The 17,663-nt window shown below is 67.0% G+C and carries 17 protein-coding genes and 1 pseudogene; 4 read left to right on the forward strand and 14 right to left on the reverse strand.

Annotated features, from left to right (window positions below; all coding sequences use genetic code 11):
• Nucleotides 1–8: 8 nt before the first annotated feature.
• The 3 genes from MNAB215_RS28440 to MNAB215_RS28450 are packed head-to-tail and all read right to left on the reverse strand — an operon-like array spanning nucleotide 9 to nucleotide 3,075.
• Nucleotides 9–1,106, reverse strand: a complete 1,098-nt coding sequence (locus tag MNAB215_RS28440; RefSeq protein ID WP_077081726.1) for an acyl-CoA dehydrogenase family protein — start codon at nucleotides 1,104–1,106, stop codon at nucleotides 9–11.
• Nucleotides 1,103–2,296, reverse strand: coding sequence for an acyl-CoA dehydrogenase family protein (locus MNAB215_RS28445; RefSeq protein ID WP_077081727.1), 1,194 nt, complete (start codon nucleotides 2,294–2,296; stop codon nucleotides 1,103–1,105). The genes MNAB215_RS28440 and MNAB215_RS28445 overlap by 4 nt, the downstream gene beginning before the upstream one ends.
• On the reverse strand, nucleotides 2,293–3,075 hold the full coding sequence (locus MNAB215_RS28450) for an SDR family oxidoreductase (protein WP_077081728.1): 783 nt from the start codon (nucleotides 3,073–3,075) through the stop codon (nucleotides 2,293–2,295). Before MNAB215_RS28450 ends, MNAB215_RS28445 begins: the two co-directional genes overlap by 4 nt.
• Nucleotides 3,076–3,220: 145 nt before the next feature.
• Between MNAB215_RS28450 and MNAB215_RS30440 the strand changes: the two genes are divergently transcribed.
• Nucleotides 3,221–3,547: a PE-PGRS family protein gene (locus MNAB215_RS30440; protein WP_077081729.1), complete on the forward strand. Its 327-nt coding sequence runs from the start codon at nucleotides 3,221–3,223 to the stop codon at nucleotides 3,545–3,547.
• A 21-nt stretch (nucleotides 3,548–3,568) separates the two neighbouring features.
• Here MNAB215_RS30440 and MNAB215_RS28460 read toward each other — a convergent pair whose 3' ends face one another.
• The 3 genes from MNAB215_RS28460 to MNAB215_RS28470 are packed head-to-tail and all read right to left on the reverse strand — an operon-like array spanning nucleotide 3,569 to nucleotide 8,784.
• On the reverse strand, nucleotides 3,569–6,796 hold the full coding sequence (locus MNAB215_RS28460) for an acetyl-CoA carboxylase family protein (RefSeq protein WP_077081730.1): 3,228 nt from the start codon (nucleotides 6,794–6,796) through the stop codon (nucleotides 3,569–3,571).
• Nucleotides 6,793–8,325: a class I adenylate-forming enzyme family protein gene (locus MNAB215_RS28465; RefSeq protein WP_077081731.1), complete on the reverse strand. Its 1,533-nt coding sequence runs from the start codon at nucleotides 8,323–8,325 to the stop codon at nucleotides 6,793–6,795. Before MNAB215_RS28465 ends, MNAB215_RS28460 begins: the two co-directional genes overlap by 4 nt.
• Nucleotides 8,326–8,382: 57 nt before the next feature.
• Nucleotides 8,383–8,784 carry a nitroreductase family deazaflavin-dependent oxidoreductase gene (locus MNAB215_RS28470; protein WP_077081732.1) on the reverse strand — a complete coding sequence of 134 codons (402 nt, stop codon included), beginning with the start codon at nucleotides 8,782–8,784 and terminating at the stop codon, nucleotides 8,383–8,385.
• Between the two features lie 86 nt (nucleotides 8,785–8,870).
• Here MNAB215_RS28470 and MNAB215_RS28475 point away from each other — a divergent pair, with 86 nt between their 5' ends.
• Together MNAB215_RS28475 and MNAB215_RS28480 are read left to right on the forward strand one after the other, a co-directional pair.
• Nucleotides 8,871–9,704, forward strand: coding sequence for an acyl-CoA thioesterase domain-containing protein (locus MNAB215_RS28475; protein WP_108637728.1), 834 nt, complete (start codon nucleotides 8,871–8,873; stop codon nucleotides 9,702–9,704).
• Nucleotides 9,705–9,776: 72 nt separating this feature from the next.
• Nucleotides 9,777–11,339, forward strand: coding sequence for an FAD-dependent monooxygenase (locus tag MNAB215_RS28480; protein ID WP_077081733.1), 1,563 nt, complete (start codon nucleotides 9,777–9,779; stop codon nucleotides 11,337–11,339).
• A gap of 1 nt (nucleotide 11,340) precedes the next feature.
• On the opposite strand, the gene MNAB215_RS28485 is transcribed toward MNAB215_RS28480, so the two are convergent.
• Genes MNAB215_RS28485 through MNAB215_RS28500 form a run of 4 tightly spaced genes read right to left on the reverse strand, consistent with a single transcriptional unit; the run spans nucleotide 11,341 to nucleotide 13,352 of the window.
• Nucleotides 11,341–11,742 carry a flavodoxin family protein gene (locus MNAB215_RS28485; RefSeq protein ID WP_165691658.1) on the reverse strand — a complete coding sequence of 134 codons (402 nt, stop codon included), beginning with the start codon at nucleotides 11,740–11,742 and terminating at the stop codon, nucleotides 11,341–11,343.
• A 50-nt stretch (nucleotides 11,743–11,792) separates the two neighbouring features.
• Entirely contained in the window at nucleotides 11,793–12,257 is a 465-nt protein-coding gene (locus MNAB215_RS28490; RefSeq protein ID WP_108637729.1) for a hypothetical protein, read from the reverse strand.
• Nucleotides 12,254–12,991, reverse strand: coding sequence for a 4-hydroxy-tetrahydrodipicolinate reductase (gene dapB / locus MNAB215_RS28495; protein WP_077082421.1), 738 nt, complete (start codon nucleotides 12,989–12,991; stop codon nucleotides 12,254–12,256). The genes MNAB215_RS28490 and dapB overlap by 4 nt, the downstream gene beginning before the upstream one ends.
• Nucleotides 12,992–13,025: 34 nt before the next feature.
• The gene (locus MNAB215_RS28500) at nucleotides 13,026–13,352 is read right to left on the reverse strand and encodes a DUF732 domain-containing protein (RefSeq protein ID WP_077081735.1); all 327 of its coding nucleotides are present in this window, start codon (nucleotides 13,350–13,352) and stop codon (nucleotides 13,026–13,028) included.
• A gap of 221 nt (nucleotides 13,353–13,573) precedes the next feature.
• On the opposite strand from MNAB215_RS28500, the gene MNAB215_RS28505 reads away from it, so the two are divergent.
• Nucleotides 13,574–14,095: a GNAT family N-acetyltransferase gene (locus MNAB215_RS28505; RefSeq protein WP_077081736.1), complete on the forward strand. Its 522-nt coding sequence runs from the start codon at nucleotides 13,574–13,576 to the stop codon at nucleotides 14,093–14,095.
• A 12-nt stretch (nucleotides 14,096–14,107) separates the two neighbouring features.
• On the opposite strand, the gene MNAB215_RS28510 is transcribed toward MNAB215_RS28505, so the two are convergent.
• The 4 genes and pseudogenes from MNAB215_RS28510 to aldR all read right to left on the reverse strand — a co-directional run bounded on the left by MNAB215_RS28510 (nucleotide 14,108) and on the right by aldR (nucleotide 17,602).
• Nucleotides 14,108–15,184, reverse strand: a complete 1,077-nt coding sequence (locus tag MNAB215_RS28510; RefSeq protein WP_077082423.1) for a PDR/VanB family oxidoreductase — start codon at nucleotides 15,182–15,184, stop codon at nucleotides 14,108–14,110.
• Between the two features lie 17 nt (nucleotides 15,185–15,201).
• A pseudogene (locus tag MNAB215_RS28515) lies at nucleotides 15,202–16,083 on the reverse strand (alpha/beta fold hydrolase); the annotation flags it as partial.
• 3 nt (nucleotides 16,084–16,086) lie between these two features.
• The gene (locus MNAB215_RS28520) at nucleotides 16,087–17,016 is read right to left on the reverse strand and encodes a metal-dependent hydrolase (protein WP_245830493.1); all 930 of its coding nucleotides are present in this window, start codon (nucleotides 17,014–17,016) and stop codon (nucleotides 16,087–16,089) included.
• A 70-nt stretch (nucleotides 17,017–17,086) separates the two neighbouring features.
• Nucleotides 17,087–17,602 carry an HTH-type transcriptional regulator AldR gene (gene aldR, locus MNAB215_RS28525; RefSeq protein WP_077081738.1) on the reverse strand — a complete coding sequence of 172 codons (516 nt, stop codon included), beginning with the start codon at nucleotides 17,600–17,602 and terminating at the stop codon, nucleotides 17,087–17,089.
• Nucleotides 17,603–17,663: the final 61 nt, after the last annotated feature.

The raw sequence follows: 17,663 nt of genomic DNA on the forward strand, positions 1-17,663 counted from the left end.
GCGAGCCGCTAGTCGATCGGCAGATCCACCAATTCGGACAGCCGGGCCCGGTGCCGGTAGGCGGTGCCCAGTGCCAACTGATCGCTCTTGGCCCGCTTGAGGTACAGGTGTGCCGGATACTCCCACGTCATCCCGATGCCGCCGTGCAGCTGCACGCACTCCTCGGCGGCGTGCACGGCAATGTCGCTGCAGTAGGCCTGCGCGACGGCCGCGGCGATAGCCGCGTCGTCGTCGTGGCGGGCACACGTGTCGGCGGCGTAGCGGGCGGCCGCCGTCGCCGAACCGACCTCGAACCATAGGTCCGCCAACCGATGCTTGATCGCCTGGTAGGAGCCGATCGTGCGGCCAAACTGCTTGCGCTGCTTGGCATAGCCAAGCGTGGTCTCAAAACACCACTGCGCTACGCCGAGTTGCTCGGAGGCCAGCAGCGCCGCGCCCTCCTGCAGCGCTTCGGCGACCGCGGCATCGCCCGGCCCGATCCGAGACGACGATGCCGCTGAAAAGCGAACGTTCGCAAGGGGTCTCGTCATATCCAGGGCCAGCAGCGGGGACACCTGCACGCCCGGGCCGGCGCTGGAAACGGTATGGATCTCCAAGCCCTCCGGGCCCGCGACCGGCACCACCAGCACCTCGGCCTCGCCGGCGCCCGCGACGCTGCTGACGGACCCGGTCAGGCCGTCGGCGCCGAGATTCACCCCCGCGATCGTGTCGTTCGGGGCGGTCGACAGGGGCACCACCAGCGCCGCGGTGGATTCGCCCTGGGCCAGGGCCGACACCGTGTCGGTGTCGCCCGCCGCCAAGAGCGCGACCGTGGCCAGCACCGCGCTGGACAAAAACGGTACCGGCGCCACCGCGCGCCCGATTTCCTCCATGACGACCGCGGCCTCGCGCGCACCCGCGCCGGCACCCCCGAGCGATTCGGGCACCAGCAGACCCGCCACGCCCAGTTCGGCGGAAAGCGTTCGCCAGACGGCCGAAAAGTCTTGTGGTGCAGGGTCATAGGCCCGAGCCACCAGCTCCGGCGGGCAGCGATCGGCGAACAGGTGCCGAACGCTGTCCCGCAACGCGTCCTCGGTGTCGGAGTAGAGCAGGTCGCCGGCGCTCATCGATCCAGGTCCTTCCACGCAACGTCCTTGTCGACCCGGTGTTCGCCCGGCAGGCCGAGGATCCGCTCGGAGATGGTGTTGCGCAGGATCTCCGAGGTGCCACCCTCGATGGAGTTGCCGCGCGCCCGCAGATACCGGTATCCCGGTCCACGCCCGACCAGATCGACGACTTCGGTCCTGCGCATCGTCCAGTCGTCGTAATGCAGCCCCGACTCGGCGTGCAATTCCAGCTCGAAGCCCGAAATCGCCTGCGCCAGCGTGGAGAATGCCACCTTCAACCCGGCGCCCTCCGGCCCGGGCTGGCCCGCGCTGGCTTGCTGCCGGACGCGTTCACCGGTCAGCCGAAGAACTTCCGCATCGACCCAGAGCCGCATCAGCTCGTCGTGCATCGCGGCATTGCGCAGCCCCGGCTCGTCCCGCCAGGCCTGGGTGACCTTTCCGATGATCCCGCCCTCCCGTGACGCGTCGACAATCGACCCGATCGCGACGCGTTCGTTATTGAGCGTGGTGGTCGCCACCCGCCATCCCCCGCCCTCCGGGCCGAGCCGATTCGCGTCGGGGACCCGGACGTCGGTGAGGAACACCTCGTTGAACTCCGCTTCGCCGGTGATCTGGCGCAGCGGCCGGACGTCGACACCCGGTTGCGTCATGTCGCACAGGAAGTAGCTCAAACCCGCGTGTTTGGGCACGGCCGGATCGGTTCGGGCGACGAGGATGGCCATCGTCGCGTAGTGGGCCATCGACGTCCAGACCTTCTGGCCGTTGACAATCCAGTCGTCGCCGTCGCGGACGGCGCGGGTGGCCGCGCCGGCCAGGTCCGAGCCCGCGCCAGGCTCGCTGAACAACTGGCAGTAGATCTGTTCGCCGGTGAACAAGGGGCGCAGGAACTTTCGCTTCTGCTCATCGGTGCCCACGGCCGCGATCGTCGGTGCGGCCATGCCCATGCCGATGAAGTTCTTGGCGGTCCCGCCCACCGGTGCGCCGGCGGCGGCCAGCGTGGCGTTGACGAGCCGCTGCGCGCTGCGCGGCAGGTCCAGACCGCCGAATCCCACCGGCAGGTGTACCCAGGCCAGCCCCGCATCGTATTGCGCGCCAAGGAATTCCCGTGCGTCGGTGGTCGCCGGATCGTGCTCGTCGAGCAGCGCCTCGATTCGCGCCTTGAGGTCCGCGGTGAAATCTTCGACGCTCATTGCGCGCCGCCTGGTCGGGATTGAAAGCCCTGTGCCGGGCCGAGCAGCAGCCCACCGTCGATCACCATCGTCTCGCCCGTGATCCAGCTTGCCGCATCCGAAACCAAGAAGGCGACCGCTTGCGCGACATCGACGGGTTCACCGATGCGGCCCAGCGCGATCGTCGATGCCAGTGGGTCTTCGTGGTCCTTCCACAGCGCCTCGGCCAGCTTGGTACGCACCACCCCGGGGCTGATCGCATTGACCCGGATCCCGGGCGACAGTTCCAGCGCCAATTGCTTGGTGACGTGGATCAGCGCGGCCTTGGTGGCGTTGTACATCCCCATTGCCACGGACTGGTGCATGCCGCCGATGGAGGCGGTGTTGACGATCGAACCGCCGTGCTCGCCCATCCACGCCTTCACCACGAGTGAGGTCCACAGCAACGGCGCCCACAGGTTGACGTCGAAGATCTTGCTGAACCGGGCGTGATCCTGCTCGATGAGCGGGCCGTACGCCGGATTGGTACCCGCGTTGTTCACCAGGATGTCGACACCGCCGAACCGCTCCAATGTCAGGTCCACACAGCGCCGCGCGGCCTCCTCGTCGACCGCATGCGCACCCACGCCGAGCGCCTGCCCATCCACCTGCGCCGCGGCCTCGTCGGCGGCCTCCTGCTTACGGGCGGTGAGCACCACATTGGCCCCGGCCGCCGCCAGCTGCTGCGCGATCGCCAATCCGATTCCACGCGAGGCCCCGGTAACGATCGCGGTCCGGCCGGTCAGATCCAGTGTGGTCATCTCATTACGCCTTCTGTCGTTGGAGGCCGTGGAGGTTACAGGCCGGACTTCGCCTGTTGTAAACAGTTACGTCCAATTTTGCTCACGATGTTTTGTACATCTGTCTGCGTGGTATGCGAGTCGCATGTTAGCGAAATTGACCCTCATGAAACCACTAGTTGTTGCCGGGGCTGTTGCCGCTGCGATCGCTGCCGCCCCAGCTGCCGCAGCAGACATCTCGATCGCCGGACCAGCGTCGACAGGCCCGGCCACGCACGTTGTCTTCAAGGATGACCCGGGCGGCGGCGGCTGCGACGCCAACGGAAACTGCGGCTCCGGCGGCCAGTTCGGCGGTCCGGGCGGCGGTCCCGGTGGCCAGGGCTGCGTCCCCGGTGTCGGCTGCGGCTCCGGCGGCCAGAACGCGGGACCGGGCGGCGTTCCGGGCGGCGTCGGCTGTCTGCCGGGCGTCGGCTGCGGTTCCGGCCACGCCTGATAAACCCTTCGATCCGACCCCTCAGGCACCCGGCAACCTGGTAATCCAGGCCCGGGAGTCTGGGGGGTCGATTACATCGTCGAGCTCGAATGTGGTTGCGGCGCGTAGCGCCTTGCCATGCTGATAGGCCGCCGCCACCAGTCGATCGAATAGCTCTTGGCGCTCTATCGGATCCGCGGCCGCGGCCAGCTCCTTGCTGAAGCCAAGTCGCACAGCGCCTTCCAGGCCCATACCGCCGATTTCCCCGGTCGGCCACGCGACGGTGAATTGCGGCGCGTGGAAAGAACCTCCGGCCATCGCCATCGCGCCCAGCCCGTAGGCCTTGCGCAGGATGATCATTCCCAACGGCACCGTCAGCCGCGCCCCCAGCACGAACAAGCGGCCGAACCGGCGCACGGCCGCCTCTTTTTCGGTTTCCGGCCCGACCATGAACCCGGGGGTGTCGCACAGCGAGATCACCGGCAACCTGAACGATTCGCACAGCGCCAGGAAGTCGCCGGCCTTATCGGCCGCTTCGGCATCGATCGCACCGCCCAGATGGTGACTGCTGTTGGCCAACAAACCATATGGGACGCCTTCGACGCGAACGAGTGCGGTGACGATGCCCACCCCGTAGTCGGCCCGTAGTTCCAGGACGGAGCCGACGTCGACGATCGACTCGATGGCGCGATGCACATCGTAGGCGCGCAACCGATTCTGCGGCACCACATGCCGGGCCAGTCGCGGGTCCGGTGCCACCCAATCGCCGCTGCCGCCTTGGAAGTACGACAGATACTTTTTGGCCAGTGCCACCGCGTGTGCTTCGTCGCGGGCGACCAGGCTCACCACCCCGTTGCGCCGCTGCACGTCGATCGGGCCGATCGCTTCCGGTGGGTAGACGCCGAGGCCGCCGCCCTCGATCATGGCCGGCCCGCCCATCCCGATGTTGGCGTCGGGGGTCGCGATGATCACGTCGCACACCCCGGCCAACGCGGCGTTGCCGGCGAAGCAACGCCCGGACACGATCGACACCAGCGGCACCCGGCCGCTCAACCCGGCCAGCACCCGGAAGGTCGGCACGTCGAGCCCGGCGGCCCCGCCGACGTCGGTGTCGCCCGGCCGTCCCCCGCCGCCCTCGGCAAACAACACCACCGGCAGCCGTTTCCGGGTAGCCAACTCGAAGACGCGGTCGGTCTTGGCATGGTTACGCATGCCCTGCGTCCCGGCCAGCACGGTGTAGTCGTAGGACACCACCACCGCCTCGGCGGCCGCGCGCCCGAATCGGTCCGCGCCGATGGTTGCCAGGCCGGCGACCAGGCCGTCGGCCGGGGTGTTGACGATCAGATCCTCCTCGGAACGGCGACTCCGTTGCGCCGCAATGGCCAGCGCGCCGTATTCGACGAAGCTGCCGGCGTCGACCAGATCGGCGATGTTCTCCCGGGCGGTGCGGCGGCCCCGGTCGTGCCGCTTGGCGACCACGGCAGTACGACCCTCATCGCGGGTCAGCAGATGACGGTGGGCGACTTCGTCGACGTCGGGGCGTGAGCTATCGAGATCGACTGCGGCGGTGGATGATTCGCCGCCCGAGCCGGCGCCCGTGCGGATGAAGACGACCAGCGGGTCGCCGGTGCCGACGACCTGGCCGGCCGTCACCAGGCTGCGCACCGTGCGCAGTGCGTCCGGCGCGACGAGCACGTGCTCCATCTTCATCGCCTCGAGGACGACCAGTTGGCTGCCCGAGCTGAATTCGGCTCCGGCGGCAGCCACCTCGAGCACGGTCCCGGCCAACTGGGCGCGCAACACCTCTTCGCCCGGGTAAAGCTCGACGGGGGCGATTCGCGCGTCGGTTTGCTGCGACAGCGCGGCGTCGGCGAACTCGGGAAGTTTTTCGTCGAGATAACTCGTCGTCACCCAGCCTGACTGCAACGCGTTGTCGGACAGCAACTCTCGCAACACAGCGATGTTGGTGCGCACACCGTCGATACTGAATTCGGCCAGGGCGGTCCGGCTCTTGCGTAGCGCCGCCGAAAACGACGTCCCGTGCACGTGGGTGACGACCTTGGCCAGCAGCGAGTCATATCGCGCGCCGACGACCAGACCGGGCCTGCCGTAGGTGTCGACGCGCACTCCGGGACCGCTCGGCGGCGAGAACACCGTCATGGTGCCCGCGGTCGGGACAACCGATCCGTCGGCGGTGTAAGTCTCCGCGTTGACCCGGGCCTGAATCGCGATGCCCCGCCTCGCGGCGGGCTCACCGATCACTTCATCGCCGTCGGAGGCAATTCCGGCCGGCAGCCCCAGCTGGTAGTAGGACGCGCCACCGGCGACGGCGAGCTGTGCGGCCACCAGATCGACACCGGTGACCTCCTCGGTGATGGTGTGTTCGACTTGGATTCGCGGATTGACCTCGAGGAAGGCGTAGGTTTCGCCGGCAACCAGAAACTCGACGGTGGCCAACCCCCGCAGACCGGCCCTGGCACACAGCCGGGCCGCGGCCTGATGCAGCTCGCGGCGCAGCATGTCCGAAAGACCTTGCGCGGGCGCGATTTCGACGATCTTCTGGTGGCGCCGCTGCACGCTGCAGTCACGGTCGCCGAGCGCGAGCGCATGCGTACTGGGGCCGGCCGGCGCGGCGATGATCTGCACCTCGATGTGGCGTGCATCGTCGAGCACCGCCTCGGCGAACAGCGCCGCATCGCCGAAACCAAGTTTGGCCTCGGCGGCGCACTGGCTATAGGCGTTGTCGATCTGGTCGGCGCTGTGGACCCTTCGCATCCCGCGGCCGCCGCCACCGGCCAGCGCCTTGATCATGATGGCGCCGTCGTGCGCGGCGAAGAACGCGTGGATGTCGGCAACGCTGCTCGGTCCTTCGGTCGCCGGCAGCACCGGCACGCCAGCGCCTGTCGCCGCGGCGCGGGCCGCCGACTTGTTGCCGACCAGCTCGAGCACCCTGGCGTCGGGCCCGACGAACACGTGCCCGCTCGCGGTGCAGGCGCGGGCGAATTCGGCGTTCTCGGAAAGGAAGCCGTATCCCGGATGAATCATCTGGGCGCCCGTGTCTTTGGCTGCCGCCAGCATCGCGTGCTGATCCAGGTAGGCCTCTGGCCCGCTGCCCGGCAGCCCGATCGCTTCGTCGGCCGCATGCACGTGCGGGCTCTCGGCGTCGTCTTCGGCGTAGACCGCGACGGTCGTCATGCCCAGTTCGGTTGCGGTGCGGATGATCCGAAGCGCGATCTCTCCGCGGTTGGCGATCAGCACGGTCGTGTTCATCGCAGCGGGTCGCCCCACTGCACTTGTTCGCGGAGCTTGGCCTTGAGCAGCTTTCCACCGGCGTTGCGCGGCAACGCATCTGCTACCACCGTGACGTATTGCGGAATTTTGAAGTCGGCGAGCGCCCGGCCGCAGTGCTCGAGGACGGCGGCCACATCGATCTGCTCCTGGCCCCCGAACAACACCGCTCCGACCTTTTCTCCCATGACATCGTCGGGGACCGCGAGCACGCAGGCATCCGCCACATGGGGCGCCGCCAGCAGTGCGGCTTCCACCTCGACGCTGGAGACGTTCTCGCCACCGCGGTTGATGATGTCCTTGAGCCGGTCGACAATGTGCACTCGGCCCTCGGCGTCGACCCGGACCACGTCTCCGGTATGCAGCCAGCCGTCCACGATGGTGGCCTCGGACGCCTCCGGCCGGTTCCAGTATCCGACAGTGATATTGGCTCCGCGCACCACCAACTCGCCGATGGCGGGATCGTCGCCACTGGGCAGCACCCCGAGATCGACCGACGGGACCGCGTAGCCCACCGAGTCGGCATGTGCGACGGCGTCCGCGTCGGGCAGCACGGTCATCAGCGATGCAGACTCGGTCATGCCGTAGCCGTTGAACACCGTGGCCTGCGGAAAGGCTTCTTTCACCGACCGCACCAGCGTCGGGGCGATGGGCGCGCCGCCATAGCCCACCCAGCGGACCCCAGACGCATCCGTGCTCGCAAAGTCCTTGTGCCGCAGCAATAGCGCGTAGACCGCAGGAACCGTCACCATCAGCGAAATGCGTTCGGCGGTCAACGTGGCGATCAGGTCATCGAGGTTCAGTGCCGGCATGATCACCGATGCCCCACCGAGCCGGATGGCCGCCAAAAACTGTGAGTTGCAGCCGGTCACGTGAAACAGCGGCACCGAGATCAGCGTGCGCAGTCCCGCACCGACATCCCGGGGCAACCCCATGCACCGAAGCCCATTCTCGGTGTTGGTCACGAAGGCCTCGTGGGTCGTCGGCACACCCTTGGGGTGGCCGGTCGTCCCCGAGGTGTAGAACAGTGCGGCGGTGTCGGTCCGCTCGAGCCGCTCGGTCACGTACGGCTGCCCGTCGGGCAGTGCTGCGCCGGGGGCCAGATCGACGCGTGCGCCCGCATCGGACAGCACGAAGTCGACCTCGGGCTGGGTCGAGCGCGTGTTGACCGCGACCGCAACACCGCCGGCCATCACCGTGCCCCAGAAGGCCAACACCCAGTCGATGCCCGCGGGATGGCGCACCGCGACGCGGTCACCAACGCTCAGACCGGCCGCGCGCAGCCCACCGGCGACCCGAGACGCGCGGTCCCATAGCTGGCGGTAGGTCAGACGGTCGCCACCGACTTCGACCACGGCCTCACTGTCGGGCCGGGCATCGACCTGCTCGGCCAGCATGTCGACCAGGGTGGCCGGCACCTGGTCATAGCGCGGGATCCCATGGCGATCGCGGGACACCCCCGTCGTCGGAAACGGGTTGTGGCCGCGCGGGATCGTGGCCACCAGGGTCATGCCCCGTTACTTCCCGTCACCCCATCAGCGTGCACCCACAAACCGTAGGGCAACCGGTCAGGTCAGCGCGAACTTGACGTAGCTGTCCACGTGCGATGCGTGCAAGATCCAGCGCCACCACGGCGAAAGCTGTGGTTCGGCGGTAGCCGCGTCGATAATTTCCGGCTGTCCGACGCTGTAAGTGCGCCCTTTGTCCGTGATCGTCGCGGATCCGGCGGCGAGGACATTGCGTAACCAGTCGACGCCGGTGCCGTACGGCAGTCCAACCAAGATTCCATCGCCGACCCTGAGCGCCACGACTGGGGTCCGGTACCGTTTTCCCGACGTGCGGCCGGTGTGCTCGATTACCGCCGCATACCAAAAACGATGGCCCGCGAAAGCTATCTCGGCCGGGTTGGTCACGTGCTTGTTGAGGCTTCGGACCACATCTCGAACGCGCGGATTTTTGTAAGTAGGCATGTCTAGCGAGCCTGCTCCGCCACAGCGCGTTCGGCCAGGGACCTTGGTCCCCGGTCGCTGGTATCCGGTGTCCTATCGTGATAGCGGTGACGATCGAGGATTCCGCCACCATGCCCGAGGCGTTCTTCACCGTGGACGGCGACTCCTATGTTCCCGGCAGGCTGACGCGGGGCCCGTGGGGCGCGGCGATGGGGGGCCAGATCGTGGGCGGCCTGTTGGGCTGGGGGATAGAGAACTCCGGCGTCGACCCCGACTTTCAGCCGGCTCGTTTCACGGTCGATCTGTTGCGCCCGGCCCTGATGGAGCCGGTGCAGATTCAGACCTCGGTGCAGCGCGAAGGCCGCCGCATCAAGCTGGTCGACGGCGCGCTGGTGCAGAAGGGCACGATCGTCGCGCGGGCCAGCGCGCTGTTCCTGCGTCGCGGCGATCACCCCGACGGAGAAGTCTGGTCATCGGCTGCGCGGATGCCGCCGCTTCCCACATCGTCGGACGGCTTCCCGGCCGACATGCCGTTTCTCATCTGGGGCTACGGGGCCACCCTCGAGGGCAGTCCCGGCATCGCCGCGGGCGAGTGGGAGCAATCGCACTCACAGAAGTTCGCCTGGGCGCGGCTGTTTCGCCCGATGGTGCACGGCCACCCGCTGACCCCGTTTACCCGACTGGCTTTCGCCGGCGATATCACCAGTTCGTTAACTCACTGGGGCACAAGCGGATTGCGCTACATCAATGCCGACTACACCGTCACGGCCAGTCGCATGCCCGACGGTGAATTCATCGGCCTGGCCGCCCAGAGCCATTTCGGCACTGCGGGTGTGGCCACCGGAGCCGCGACCCTGTTCGATCGGCACGGCCCGATCGGCACCAGCTCGGCGCTGGCGCTGGCCCAGCCGGCCGACGCGTTCAAGCCGACCTACGTCTAACCGGCGCGATCACCGCGCAGGCCTGGCAATCGCGGGGTTGTCGCCGTCATCCACCGCGCTTAGGCTGTCGCCGTGGTCGACGTCGTCATCGCGGGGGCCAGCCCAAATGGGTTGATGCTGGCCTGCGAACTGGGGTTGGCCGGGATTCGGCCGGTGGTCCTGGATCCGGCATCCGGCCCCAACCCGGCGGCGCGGGTCAACCGCATCGTCGGCCAGGCCGCACGGATCCTGGATCACCGGGATCTGTACAGCGCGCTCACCGGGACGACGAAACCACCAAAACCCGCTCCGCACTCGGCTTTCGCCGGGTTTCCGTTGGAGCTTGCCGAGGTACCGGACTCTCAATTGTTCGCGATCCCCGTACAACAGCGGGGGCTGGTTGAGGTGCTGGTCGAACGGGCCGGCGAATACCAGGCCGATATTCGTTGGGGTCACGCCGTGACCGGTTTCGATCAGCACGATGAAGGCATCACGGTGCATGTCACCGGCCCGGATGGGCCTTACGACCTGACGGCCAAGTACTTCGTCGGCGCCGATGGCGGTCACAGCAAAACGCGCCACCTCGCAGGCATCGACTTTCCCGGGATGTCGTCGTATGACCTGGTCGTCCGGATCGGGTTCAATCTGGTGCCACCCGACGAATGGCTTGCCCCGGCGAGCGGAACGTCCGACGCACCCGGGTCGGATCAGCTCCCACCCCAGCGGTTTCATCGAACTGACCGAGGCGTATTCGCGTTCGGTGCGATGGGCAACCGCGTGGCGGTGATGACGTACGAACTCGACGTAGCGGCCCAGGAACGGCGCGGCGAGGACACCGTCAACGAGCCACCGATGAGTGTGGCCGAGTTGGAGGCCAGCGCCAAGCGCGTGCTCGGCAAGGATGTGCCACTGCGGCCCACATCGCCTGACGCGCCAATGGATTTGCGACGGTTCGTCGGCATCAACTCGAGGATCGCCTCGCGCTATCAGGTCGGCAGGGTGATACTTCTCGGCGATGCCGCGCATGTGCATGCACCTATTGGTGGACCGGGTCTCAATCTGAGTTTGCAGGACGCGGTGAACCTCGGGTGGAAGCTGGCGGCGGTTTCGCATGGGCACGTCAAGGCCGAACTGCTCGACACCTACGAGACCGAGCGCCGACCCGCCGCCGAGCGGCTGATCATGCAGAGCAGGTCCCAGCTCGCGCTCTTCCGGCCAGGTCCCGAAGTCACAGCGCTGCGCGAACTCTTCTCCGAGCTGCTCACCGAGCCGCACGTCGTCCGCCGGCTCAGTGACCTGCTCTCCGGGGCCGACAATCGCTACCCGATGGGCCCCGATATGCACCCGCTCGCGGGGTATTGGGTGCCCGACTTCGCCTTGGCGGATCGCGGCGGAACACGGCGTATTGCGGAGCTCGCCCGCGACGGGCGTCCATTACTCGTTGATCTCACCGTCGGCGGTGTGGTCGCGGCCGAGGTAACCAATGTCGCGGGCCAGCTCACCGTCGTGGCCGGACAACCGGTCGGTGACATCGCCGCGACGGCCGTCCTGGTCCGTCCCGATGGTTATGTGGCGTGGGCGTCTTCGGAGGCCACACCCGAGCCGGACGAATTGCGTGAATTACGCAGCGCGCTCACGCGATGGTTCGGGATTTAGGTCACTCCATCAACTGGGCGGCCACCGTCGCGCCGAGGTTCCAGCATGCCTCGACGTCGGCCTTGGTCGGTTTACCCGAAACCACCACGGTATCAACGGCTTTCACCCAGCCCAGTCCCGTCGTGATCCCGTCGACGCCGCGCTGGGCGCCCTCGGTGCCTTCGTTGCCGTGCAGGTATAGCCCGAACGGTCGCCCGCGCGTGCTGTCGAGCAGCTGGTAGTACGACTGGTCGAACGCGTGCTTCAAGGCGCCCGAGATGTAGCCGAGGTTCGCCGGTGTGCCGAGGACATAACCGTCGGCCTCCAGCATCTCGACCGGCGAAACGGTCAGCGCCGCGCGCCGCACCACCTCCACACCCTCGATCTCGGGGTCAGTGGCCCCTGCGACCACCGCCTCAAACATCTCCTGGCAATGCGGCGACGGCGTGTGGTGCACGATCAGCAGCGTCTTGGTCACTGGTCGGCCTGCAGGTCGACTGCGGTTTTCATCGCTTCGCGCGCGCGGCGCCGATCCCCCGCGTAGTCGTAGGCCCGGGCCAGCCGGTACCACCGCCGCCAGTCGTCCGGTTGGGCCTGGACCTCGGCCCGTACGGTGGCGAACAGGGCGTCGGCCGCGTCCCGCTCGATGCGGCCGGAGGGCCGGCGCGGGAGCGCGCTGACATCGAGTTCCATGCCGTCTTCGGCGGCCAGCCGGGCCAGCTTCTGGTGGGCGAACCCCGCTCGCAGGGTGGCGATCATCGCCCACAACCCAATGATCGGCATGATCAGGACGGCCGCCCCGAGCCCGACGGCGGCGACCCGGCCCGAGCCGATCATCCCAACCGCTACGCGCCCCAGCAGCACGAAATACACCAGCATCGCCACGCACAAGAACGCGATCAGCAATTGGATGCGCACCGTGCGCGCGATATCACTCATTGCAGGTTGAGCAGCGGCTCGATACCGATCGTGAGGCCGGACCGCTCATGGATGTGCCGAATCGCCAACAGCACGCCGGGGACAAACGACGTACGGTCCAGGCTGTCGTGCCGGATGGTCAGCGTCTCGCCCTCCGTCCCGAACAGGATCTCCTGGTGGGCAACCAATCCGGCCAGCCGCACCGAATGCACCGGGATGCCGTCGACGTCGGCGCCCCGGGCGCCGGGCAGGCCGGTGCTGGTGGCATCAGGGTTGGGCGGCAAGCCTTTTCGCGCTTCGGCGATCAGCTTGGCGGTGCGCGCAGCAGTGCCCGACGGGGCGTCGGCCTTATGCGGATGGTGTAGCTCGATCACCTCGACCGAGTCGAAGAAGGGCGCGGCCTGCTTCGCGAAATGCATTGACAGCACCGCCCCGATCGCGAAGTTCGGCGCGATCAGCACCGACGTGCCCGCGTTGCCGGCCAGCCACGATTCCACTTGGGCGACCCGATCGGCGGTGAAGCCGGTCGTGCCCACGACGGCGTGAATTCCGTTGTTGATCAGGAACTCGAGGTTGCCCATCACCACAGCCGGGTGGGTGAAGTCGATGACGGCCTCGGTGTCGGAGTCGGTCAGCAGGCTCAGCGGATCGCCGGCGTCCACCTCCGCGGACAGGGTCAGATCCTCGGCGGCCTGCACCGCCGCCACCATCGTCGCCCCGACTTTGCCCTTGGCTCCCAGCACGCCCACTCGCATGCTGTTCACCCTAGACGGGGCGACCGGGCGTCAATTAATACGGGCAAAACATCTGTTCTGAGAGGTTGATCATGGCGGCGGCGTCGGCGAAGTTAACGCCTTTCGGGCCCAAGGTGTTGTGAATATCCTGGGCGAGCCCGTCGGCCGTCATTCCATTCCAGCGGTCGATGCAGATTTGATGGCCCATGTTGACGACGTCAGCGTCTTCCTGCGGCGGCCAGACGAAGCCGAGGCCATGCATTTTGGCCAGGAAGTCCTGGTCGTGAAGAGTGATGGCAGAAGAAACCGCAGCGTTGGCCACCAGGACAGCGCCAACCACTACGGGCAGGGTGACTCTGGCCAGCCAGCGAGGTGAAGCCATTTGACGCGTCTCCTTTTGTTGGGTGCCGATAGTGTGCGGCCCCAAAGCGGCACGAATATGAAGAAAAGGAAAATAGTCGGCTCTTAGGCCATCACGCAACCATTTGAAAAGCAGCGCGCCTAACGGCGACCGCTAGTTCCTGAACCGCCCGGCGAGGTCTGACCATTGCGCTGGTCGCCTATCTGGAGCGTTACTGGGCCCGATGACCTTAAGGTGTCGGTGTGAAGTCGACCGACGTCAAGATCCGCAGGGCCGGACCGACCGAGTTCGCGAAGGTCGCGGACATGCACTATCCGGTGTGGCGGCGGTCCTGGGCCGGCATGATCGAGGACTACCTGCTCGACGTGATCGGTACGCCAAAACTCTGGGCCGAGGTGAAGTATCCCGAAGCCGTGAACCGTCCCGGTTGGGGTATGTGGATTGCCGAGGCCCGCAACAAGATCCTCGGCATGTCCATCTACGGACCCGATTTCAGCACTGCCAACACCACGCGACTCGAAGCCCTCTACACTGCGGACGAGGCCAAAAGCCTGCGCATCGGCGTGCGCTTGCTCAACAAGGCGGTGCGCTCGAATCCGTCGAGTGACGTGATCTTGTGGTGCGCGGAAAAGAACGAGAAGGCGCGCCAATTCTACGAGAAACACGATTTTCAGCTTGATGGCCGCACCCACATCTGGAAGCCGCTACCCGGTATCAGCGTGCCACACGTGGGCTACCGGCATAAAGCGGCCGGGCAAGCGTGAGCGCCGCCGCACTCAGGCCTCGATGACCAGCCGGCCTGCTTGGGCCCGTGAGACGCAGACCAGCATCTCGTCGTCGCCCACGGCCACGCGGCCGCGGTGATCGGCCTGTCCGGCAAGCACTTTCACTTTGCACGTCCCACAGAAGCCCTGCTGGCAGGAGTACGGGGTGGTCGGATCATGGTCGAGCATCACCGCCAGCGCGGACCGGTCGGCCGGGACATTGAGCACTCGGCACGACCGGGCAAGTTCGAGCTCGAAAGGGACCCCGTTGACCACCGGCGGTGGGCTGAACCGCTCGTAATGCATTGGTGCGGAAGCATGTTCTTTACGCGCCAGGCGTACGGCGTCCAGCATGCCACTCGGTCCGCACACGTAGACGGCCGTCGCCGGCCCAGCCCCGGCCAGCAGATCGCCGGCGGTGGCCACCCCGCCACGTTCGTCGTCGGCCCACACCCTCACCCGGTCCGGTGCCACCGACACCACCTCGTCCAGCAGCGGCATGTACTCGCGACTACGGCCGGCATAGATTGCGCGCCAATTGGTTCCGCGCTGCTGGGCCACAGCGATCATCGGCAGAATCGGTGTCACCCCGATACCGCCGATCACGAACAGCACGTCACGCTCGGCGGTCCCGAGATAAAAGGCGTTGCGCGGACCTTCGAAAGTCAGCGTGTCGTCCACGCCGAACGCGTCATGCATCTCTATCGAACCGCCACCGCCGTCAGCGATTCGGCGGATGGCGATGCGGTAGTCGGTGCGCCGCCCCGGCGGCCCGCACAGCGAATACTGACGTCGCCGGCCCGAGGGCAGCACCACATCGATATGGCCGCCGGGCGTCCACGACGGGAGCAATCCGCCGTCCACAGCGGCCAATGTCAAGGCGATCACGTCGGGTGCGACAAATTCTCGCTTGGTGACCACCGCGGACTGCATGCGCCGCACGGGTTTCACCCGCGACGGCTCCCACCGCGAGACCGAGGTGAATCCGTCGAACAACGCCCTGATGCCGCACAACACCGTGCCGAGACGGTCGCGGTCACGACGGCCGTACAGGTCCGCGGGCCTGCTGACCCAGATGCTCTCGGTCACGGCGAACACCCGGTGTTGCGGTCGACCCACTCACCGGTCAGCCGCGCGATCTCTTCGGGATGGGAGGTGACGACCCAGTGCCCGCCCTCGATTCCAATCACCCTGCTGCCGGACGGAATTGCGCCGGTGAACCGCTGCAGGGCCGGGGTCACGAAGAGGTCGGAGCGCGGCACCAGCACCTGGACCGCGACAGTGGTCTTCGGCAACTCGCTCCCCCGCGACAACAGCGACGCGGGCATGTTGGCCCGGTACAGGTTCAGCCCGTTGACATAGTCGGTGATCGACCGTGGCGTCGCGCGGCGCTGCCCACGTGCCCCGATACGTTCTAGGAGCTCAACGAGTTTCACCAATATCCGGGACCGAAACGCCAGCTCCGGCACACCCGGGCAGAGGAAGAAGGCGATGTACGACGACGCGACCAGCTGCCCGGCGACCTGAGCCAGCGACCGCGCGCTGCGCGCCGAGCGCAGGAACGCGCCCGCATAGTGCAGATGCGGGCCCGAGATCGAGGTGAACGAGGCGACCTTGCCCATCGTCGCATCGTCGGTGACCGCCGCCCATGCCTGGATCGAACCCCAGTCGTGGCCGAGCAGGTGAACCTGTTCGACGCCCAAGCTGTCGATCACCGCGCCGGCGTCGGAGATCAGCTGCGGAAACCTGTATCCGAATCGCTTTGCCGGACGCGATGATTCGCCGGCTCCGCGCACGTCGTAGGCCGCGACGTTGTATCGGCCCCGATAGCGCTGCACGAATTCCTCGGCCACCGCATCCCAGACGTGATGGTTGTCGGGCCAGCCGTGGACGGCGAGGATCGTCGGACGACTCGGGTCGATCTCGGTGTAGCGGTGCACCGCCAAAGCCACGCCGTCGGACGCGGTCACGGTGCAGTCGGCGGTCATAGATCAGCGCGACGATCGTGCGGCGGGCGAGATGGCCAAATAGTCGACGGCGCGCCCGAGCCCGCCCAGCTGCGACGGGTGGAAGCCCGGCCGGTAGTAGTCGGCGATGCCCCGCACGAAGCGCAGCGGCCCGGGCAACAATCCTCGGCGCGCGGCGTTGACGTAGTCGCGCCACCGCGGCCTGGTGCCCGGCGGCAGCTGCGGGTCCACCGAGTACAGGTATCGCACCCCGCGGATCCACAGCAACAGCATCGCGGGCGAAACAACCAGCTGCGCGCGCACCTGACGCCAATACCCGGCCCGCAGGTGCTTCATGGTGTCGAAGGCAACCGCCTTGTGCTCGACCTCCTCGGCGCCGTGCCAGCGAAGCATGTCCAGCATCACGGGGTCGGTGCCGATGGCGTCGTGGGCCGGGGTATTCAGAATCCACTCACCCAGGATGGCCGTGTAGTGCTCGATCGCGGAGATGAACGACACCTGCTCGAGCAGCCATCTGTCCTGTCGCCGCCGGCTCCAGTGCGGCTTGGACCCCAGCACCTTGTCGAACATCCACCTGACCTGGTCGGTGTACGGCGTCACGTGGAGATGCTGAGCGGCGAAGCGTTCGCAGACGCCCGAATGTGCCTGCGAATGCACGGACTCCTGGCCGATGAAGCCCTGCACATCCAGCCGCAGCTGGTCGTCCTTGATGAACGGCAGCGCCCTCTTGAACACCTCGACGAAAAACTCTTCGCCGGCGGGCAGCAGCAGGTGCAGGACGTTGAGCATGTGGGTGGTGAACGGCTCGTCGGGCACATAGTGCACCGGCAGCCTCGCCCAGTCGAACTCGACGTCACGGGCCTCGAGGACGAGACGCTCGTGGTCGAGCGACGCGTCGTGCGGCCCCGCCGCCCGGTCATCGACGGTGTACATCCCGGCCCCCTCGCTGGACATCACGCGTTGAAATTATAGTGACGCGGCTATGTATGCGATACCCCCGGTATCGGGTTCTTTCTTCTCGGCCTTAGATGGGCGCGGCCCCACGCAGGTGCTCAAAGATCAGCGACGTCTGGGTGCCGGCGATGTCGGCGTCGGCATTGAGGTTCTCCACGACGAACGCGCGCAGGTCTTCGGTATCGCGGGCGGCGACGTGCAGGATGAAATCGTCTGCGCCGGCAAGGAAATACACGTCTCGCACCTGCCGCCTGCTCCGGATCTGGTGGATGAAGCTGCGGATCTTGCCGCGCGCGCTGGACTGCAGGCTGACCGAGATCATGGCCTGCAGCGGCAATCCCACCGCGACCGGGTCGATGTCGCTGTAGAACCCCCGGATGACGCCGAGCTCGATCAAGCGACGAACCCGGCCGTGACACGTCGACGGCGCGATCCCCACTTCCTCGGCGAGGGCGTTGTTCGGGATGCGCGCGTCGGCGTGCAGCACGCTCAGAATCTGCCGGTCCACGGCGTCGAGGTCCGCCGGCCGAACATCCTTCGGAGAGTCGGTCAGTCCGCCGCCAGCATCAGTCGATCTTTCGGTCATCCCCCGACTCTATAGAATTAACATCGGCATGTTTGCCCATTGCTCGAAGTTTCTTCACACT

This window comes from Mycobacterium numidiamassiliense (assembly GCF_900157365.1).
GTDB lineage: Bacteria > Actinomycetota > Actinomycetes > Mycobacteriales > Mycobacteriaceae > Mycobacterium > Mycobacterium numidiamassiliense.